This is a genomic window from Colwellia piezophila ATCC BAA-637, from assembly GCF_000378625.1.
In the GTDB taxonomy this organism is placed as follows: Bacteria; Pseudomonadota; Gammaproteobacteria; order Enterobacterales; family Alteromonadaceae; genus Colwellia; species Colwellia piezophila.
The window spans coordinates 23,436-30,129 of record NZ_KB905181.1 but is presented as its reverse complement, the minus strand read 5'-3'; the positions used below and the strand labels follow the sequence as shown (position 1 = coordinate 30,129).

The following is a 6,694-nucleotide window of genomic DNA, read 5'->3' as shown; positions in this document are numbered from 1 at the left end:
CATAACGGTTGATCGTTCCTGATTGATTTGTTCTTGGATCGATAGGCTTTCTACGTTTATCCCGTCGACACTGAATGACAACAGTATGCTCATTATCAAGTGTTATTGATTCAATACACTGTCCTGGAAGTTGAAAAAGTGTTGAAGAGATAGTTGGCATGACTTGATCATTATTCAATTGGGTGAAAAAATAATATTAAATCAATATGATAGATTAGCCAGAAGATACAATTATTTGCATCAAAGCGGAGAAGAGCCGATTTTGTATCGATAATACTCTACTCAACGGGCAATGGGAGCGTAACGAGTCTTGCTCCGCTGAAGTAGCTTGTTATATGGTTTGCTATTTGGTTTGCTATTTGGTTTGCTATTTGGTTTGCTATTTGGGCCGGAGCGTTTCAATAATTTGTGCATCCACCCAGTAGATATTTACTTCTTCGTTTCCGCGTTTTGTCCGCTTATCAAAGAATAGAAATTGCCCATCGGGTGACAAACTTGGATTTTTTTCAGAATGAGCGGTATTTATCTTGTCGCCCATATTAATGGCAGGGCCCCATGAGCCATCAGCCGCGCGATAACTGATATAAATGTCAGATCTGCCCTGTCCATCTTCTCTGACGCTATCAAAGATAATAAAGCTTTCATCCGGCGCAATATAAGGGTGGGCATTGTATCTACCGATGCCAAACTGAGGACCCAATGATTTAGGCTCTTCATGTTTGCCGTCTACCAAGCGGGAATAACGCAAAGGAATATCCATCTTTTGACTATAGGTATCAAAGTAATACGTGCCGCTTGAAGACGCCGATAGCCTCATAATCTCTATATTTTCGAAGAGCTCGCCGAGGCCTTTTACCTCTGACCAACCATCGCTTGTGCGTTCTACATAAGCATTTTTTAAATAGATGGTGTTACCATCGGGTGAGATGGATGGTTCGCTCACAGCCGTCGCGACAACAGACTGCTGCCATTTATTATTTTTATATTCAATGACAATCAACCCAGCCGTAGAAGTTTCTCCTTTAAATGCTCCAACTTTTACTATTCCAGAATATTTCTCAGCATTTCTGACGAAATAAAAGGTATTCATATCCGCCCCAAACATACCCTCAACTTCAACAAATCCCTCTGTATTAACAATACCGGGTGCAAAAATTTCAGGTGTTGATCCGGGTGGCGTTTGACCGAGATAGGGACCATCAGGGATGGAAATGTCATCTTGGCTATAACTAGTGCTGCTCATCACTAGAACAGAAAACAGTAGAACAATTGCAGTGCTAACACGCTTCATAATTTATTCCTTATTTTGAAATTAACGAATTATTTAACTTCGCTTAAATGTGATTGAACAAAACATCAGTTTAAACAAGTCGATTCTAAAATACCTGACGTCTTTATGAATTTCAGCTGATTTTTTTCTGACGACGATAATCAACTTATTAGATGCATATAACGCTTTTTATGGAGACGCCTCAGTAAAATGACTCGAGTAATTCATTAGAAAATATATGGCAAAAATTTAAAAGCTAAGGTCAGCAACGCGCACAGATTGCCGTGAAACCTACTTCACATTGTTCCCCCTTTCATATCTAATTGGCGGTGAGATAGAGATTTGAACTCTATGTTGTAGGTGCTGCGCTACAAACCCTTTCACTATTTAATATACTGTAAAAGCAAAAAACCCGCTAACCTTACGGTTAACGGGTTTTTCTTAATGTGGCGGTGAGATAGAGATTTGAACTCTAGGAGGGCTACAAACCCTCGCCGGTTTTCAAGACCGGTGCTTTCGACCACTCAGCCATCTCACCTGAAGTTAACAAATAAGCTTGAAAAACAATGCTTGTCTGAGAACGAGGCGAATACTAAAGTCTCTCTAATAAGTTGTAAAGCACTATTTCAATAAAATCGTTTGTTTGCTACAAAAATAGCCAGATTCTGCTTTTAGTGACCTTATTAGCTATTTTTTTAATCACATTTTGCATGCATGAAAAAATTGTTGGAACCGTCACCTAGGTGATACCTTTTACCCGTCACTATTATAAAGTCCAATGATGAATTTTTTTGATTGGACACTATTATGTCAGCACCTACTCTTAACCGCCGCGATATGGCGTTTTTTTAAACAAAATGTAAAATCATTAAGCAATCGTGAAAAATACTAAGACCATGATCGAAGCAGCCTTAACTTTGCCAGCGACACCGCACAAGCAATAGAGGATGGTAAAAACCATAAAGGCTCATTCTCTCTAAATACAATAGGGATAATGAGCCTTTTCATGAGCTAAGTAAGAGCAATTATTGAACTTGTACTTTCTTTATCCAGTTTTTTACTCGTACTTCTAAAAGTGATAACGGCATAGCGCCACCACCTAAAATAGTATCGTGAAAACCTTTAATATCGAACTTGTCCGCTAATGTCTTCTCTGCTTCAGCTCGTAGTGCCATTATTTTCAACATACCTATTTTATAAGATGTTGCTTGACCTGGCAGCACTAAATAACGTCTTACTTCTGAAATAATCGCCTCTTCTGAAATAGGTGATTTTTCTTTAAAGTAAGCAATAGCCTGTGCTTCAGTCCAACCTTTATTGTGTAATCCTGTATCAACAACCAAGCGAATAGCTCGCCAGATTTCATTCACTAAACGGCCAAAATCAGAATAATCATCTTGGTAACCGCCCATTTCTTTAGCGAGTAGTTCTGCGTATAAACCCCAACCTTCGCTATAAGCAGTAAAATGAGCTTGTGTTCTAAAGGTAGGTACTGAGGTTAATTCTTGGGCAATTGAGATTTGCATGTGATGCCCTGGGTTTCCTTCATGATAAGCAACGCCCTCCATTTCATTTTTTGGCATCGAGTTCATATCAGAAAGGTGAACATAATAAACGCCAGGCCTTGCACCATCAGGTGTACCTGGAAAGTAATGTTGTGCCGCGCCATCTTGTTCTCTAAAAGCTTCAACACGTTTCACTACCAGTTTCGCTTTAGGTAGAACACCGAAAAAGTTAGGTAATTCTTTTTCAATAACCGATAGGTATTGTTCTGTTTGATCGATATAACCTTGTCGACCCTCATCATTATTGTTAAAGAAAAACTGTGGGTCTGTTTTAATAAAGGTAAAGAATTCTTGAAGATCACCTTCAAAGCCGACTCTGTTTTTTATTTTAACCATCTCTTCAGTAATGCGAGCTACTTCAATCACACCAGTGTTATAAATTTCGTCTGCTGTTAGATCTGTTGTTGTTGATGATTTTAATTTAAAATTATAGAAATCTTTGCCATTCGGCTGACTAGATACCCCTTTAGCAACAGCATCGGTATTAACAATATCCGTTTCAAACCAAGTAATTAAGGCTTGATAACTTGGTAAAAATCGATTGATTAAAGCTTCTTTCGCTTGAGCTTGTAATTCATCGGCTTTAGCTTGATTGATAACCTTATTTTTAACTAAGGCGGCAACTTTTCTTTTAGCATCGGCCCATAATGCAACATCAGGTCCAGTCGTTTCACCTTCGAGGAAAGGCGCACCCGTAATTAGATTAGTGGCTTGCTCAATAACTCCTTGATAAGCAAATCTTGGCGGTCGAACACCTTTACTAGCATTTTCCTTTGCCCGTTCTAACAATTGATCAATTGCGGTAGCAGTACCTGATATCCGCGTGTTATAAGCAAGCATATCGCTTTCTGTGTCTACTTTATGAAAGTTGATAAGAAATTGGGCAGCAAAGGCCTGAATCCCATTAAACTGCGTAAAAATATAGTTATTATGAACAAACGCCTGACCAGCGACCGCTTCTTGATATTGATGCTGCCAAATATCATAAGAAATTTTTGCTTCATTGTCTAATTTTTTATAATCAAATTGTCTGTTTAACTCCGCTATGTTTTTCTTTTTCCACGCGAATATTTTCTTTTCCGCCGCTAAGGTCATATCATCAACTTGGTCATATTTTTCTTTACGACCCAAAAACGTCAACATCATCGGACTCATTTGCAGCTCTTCTTCGTACTTAACGGCGAACCATTGATTTAACCGTTCACTTTCTGTTTGAGCTTTAGCAACGACTGACGATGCCTGTTTAAGCTCCGAAGACGTTTCCTTTTCTGCAGTTGACGTGTTTGGTTGGCAAGCAGTTAACATACCTAACGCTAGTACTGTAAGCATGGGTTTCATTATTATTATGCCTTTTTATAACTGATTATTATCGGGAAGATTAAGGTCCCCTTTCCACAATCATTAACATCCCATAGATTCAATGCATTAGAAAGCCTAAAGTGTTATTTTTTATAAGTTTTTGCATATGGCTAAAGTATCTCAGTAACGTCTAAGGAATAATTTAAAATAATTTAACTTGATGTAAACACTTTGATATCACGATTTTCTTCTGGCATGGTAATTCATGTTATTATTTAAAAAATAATAACAGTGCAAAAATCTTCAACTATGGTCAATAAAAATAATTCGTTGAATATACAGTTAGTTGTTGTAATCGCTGGTTTCTTACTAACAAGTATGGGTAGTTGGTTTATCTATACCGTAGAAGAGAAAGTTATCATTAATGAGTTCACCAAAGACGTCGATGAACGTGCCGGCTCCTTGTACCGTGAAGTAACCGCTAATGTTGAGTGATTTGAGCGAATAGATTCACTGAGAGGCATGGTAAGTGGTCAGGATTAAATTACCACTGAGGTTCTATGATGACCTATAAAACCAAATCGCTTAGCCTAATAGGGCTAAGCGTTTAACTTTATTAATAAATCACCTTACCCAGAGATTTAAATTTATTTCTTAAGCCTAACTTTAGGGTTCTCGGTTTACCGACATTTATTTCACCATCTTCACCACCGGCTAAATAGTCTTTAACAAGAAAATACCATGCTACTCGTTAACCTTGCGATTTCTTAAAGTCTGGCCGGAGCAATGGTGTGAACACGGCCAAAGGGTTAGTTAGGTAATTAAATGACCTTTAGCTCATATGTTGCTGTTGGCGCTTTAATGCTTTGTTTTTACTTACGGTTTCCACTTGAGCTACGGCATAGAGATTGAGACCACTAAACAAACTTTTCAATTTAGCTGCGTTGTAGTCAATTTCAATTTTTTCAATCACAAGCTGATGTTTTTCTGGAAATAACGCTTCTACTGCTTGTGAAATCAACTCAAATAATTTTTTCAGTTTAAATTTATGTATTTGGCCGGTCTTGTTAAAAATCCACTCGGTAATTGCCATAAAATCATCAAATGGTTCATCAGACAATATATGAGGTAATGAGTATTTAAAACGCCCTGAATTACCAATCATGTCCCAATAACGTGCAAAGCGGTTAATACGTTGCATGGTGGTAAAACTCACTCGGTCGGTACTTAATATATTAAACGGCGGTAAGGGATTAAAACGTAGGTCGAATGCTTCAGTGTGTCGAATGATTGGACTACCTTTCAAGCGTTTCAAAATACCCATTTGAATTTCATGAGGTCGACAATGATAAAGTTGGTTGAAACTGTCTTTAAAGGTGTCGAAGGTTTCGCCGGGTAAACCAAAAATAAGATCCGCATGAATATGGGCGGAAGTATTATCTCTTAACCACAGTAAATTTTCTTTTGATTTAGCGTTATTTTGCTTACGGCTAATATTCTTTTGTACTTCCACGTTAAAGGTTTGTATGCCTATTTCAAACTGTAAACTGCCTTGTGGAAACTGTGCTAGCAAGGCTTTTAATTTTCTCGGCAGATGATCGGGTACCACTTCAAAATGCAGATACAAATCGTCAGTCATTCTGTCTAAGAAAAACTGCATAATTTGCATGGTGGTATTAATGTTTAAATTGAAGGTTCTATCGATAAACTTAAAGTTTCTCGCCCCCCGTTGATAGAGGATTTCCATTTCTTTAAGAAATAATGTTAATTCAAATGGCGTCGATGTTTTGTCTAAAGACGACAAGCAAAATTCACATTTAAAGGGGCAACCACGCGATGCTTCCACATAAAGCAGACGGTGCTTTAAATCTTCGTCGGTATAATACTCATACGGCAATGCTATATCTTCTAAGGCGACGGGCTTTGAGTTAAGAATTTTTTTATCGGGTGGTGTTTTATTGAGTATATCTTTACACAGTTGATAAAAACTCACATCTGCCGGGCCGGTCAATACATAATCAGCACAAGCAACAATAGCTTGGTTTTCAGTTTCATAACTGACTTCTGGCCCGCCAAGCACAACGGTAATTTCGGGTGCTATCACTTTCAATAAATTAACAACTGCCGTTGTTTCAACGATGTTCCAGATATAGACACCAAAACCAACAATTTCCGGTTTCGATGCGAGTATTTGTTCAACAATATCCATGTCGCGAGTTTGGATAATAAACTCTTTTATTTCACAACATTGCTGTAATTCTTTTAAATTAGCATAGAGGTAACGAAGACCAAAACTGGTATGAAAAAATCGTGCGTTAAGCGTAGCAAGTACTATTTTAGATGAGTCTTTATCTATTACATTACTGCTTTGCTGAGTCTCTTCCTGACTATCTGCCTGAGTAACGGCCTGAGTAACTTGAGTACTCTGTTTTAGAAGTACCGGTGTTGCTGACTCTGGACTTAGTGAAACAGGAGTATTGCCTTGTGTGAGTGCAACTTGCTTGATGGTTAGTTCAGGGGTGATTTTTGGCTGTGCCATGCTCGATTTTACTACCTTTGA

General features: G+C 38.1%; 4 protein-coding genes and 1 tRNA gene. 1 reads left to right on the top strand and 4 read right to left on the bottom strand.

The window, feature by feature from the left end; genetic code table 11:
* Positions 1 to 379: 379 nt before the first annotated feature.
* From F580_RS0122670 to F580_RS0122660, 3 genes are all read right to left on the bottom strand, one after another.
* The gene (locus F580_RS0122670; protein WP_019030052.1) at positions 380 to 1,291 is read right to left on the bottom strand and encodes a TolB-like translocation protein; all 912 of its coding nucleotides are present in this window, start codon (positions 1,289 to 1,291) and stop codon (positions 380 to 382) included.
* 426 nt (positions 1,292 to 1,717) lie between these two features.
* Positions 1,718 to 1,808 (bottom strand) — tRNA-Ser (locus F580_RS0122665).
* Between the two features lie 487 nt (positions 1,809 to 2,295).
* Positions 2,296 to 4,173, bottom strand: a complete 1,878-nt coding sequence (locus F580_RS0122660; RefSeq protein ID WP_019030051.1) for a DUF885 domain-containing protein — start codon at positions 4,171 to 4,173, stop codon at positions 2,296 to 2,298.
* 252 nt (positions 4,174 to 4,425) lie between these two features.
* Between F580_RS0122660 and F580_RS0122655 the strand changes: the two genes are divergently transcribed.
* A complete protein-coding gene (locus tag F580_RS0122655; protein WP_026301618.1) occupies positions 4,426 to 4,629 on the top strand; it encodes a hypothetical protein in 204 nt (67 codons plus the stop codon).
* 337 nt (positions 4,630 to 4,966) lie between these two features.
* Here the strand turns inward: F580_RS0122655 and F580_RS0122650 are convergent, their stop codons facing one another.
* On the bottom strand, positions 4,967 to 6,673 hold the full coding sequence (locus F580_RS0122650) for a B12-binding domain-containing radical SAM protein (RefSeq protein ID WP_019030049.1): 1,707 nt from the start codon (positions 6,671 to 6,673) through the stop codon (positions 4,967 to 4,969).
* Positions 6,674 to 6,694 lie beyond the last annotated feature (21 nt).

Bases quoted from the DNA above. Each gene is read 5' to 3' on its own strand.
- F580_RS0122660 (WP_019030051.1), bottom strand. From the start codon at position 4,173: ATGAAACCCATGCTTACAGTACTAGCGTTAGGTATGTTAACTGCTTGC.
- F580_RS0122650 (WP_019030049.1), bottom strand. From the start codon at position 6,673: ATGGCACAGCCAAAAATCACCCCTGAACTAACCATCAAGCAAGTTGCA.
- F580_RS0122670 (WP_019030052.1), bottom strand. From the start codon at position 1,291: ATGAAGCGTGTTAGCACTGCAATTGTTCTACTGTTTTCTGTTCTAGTG.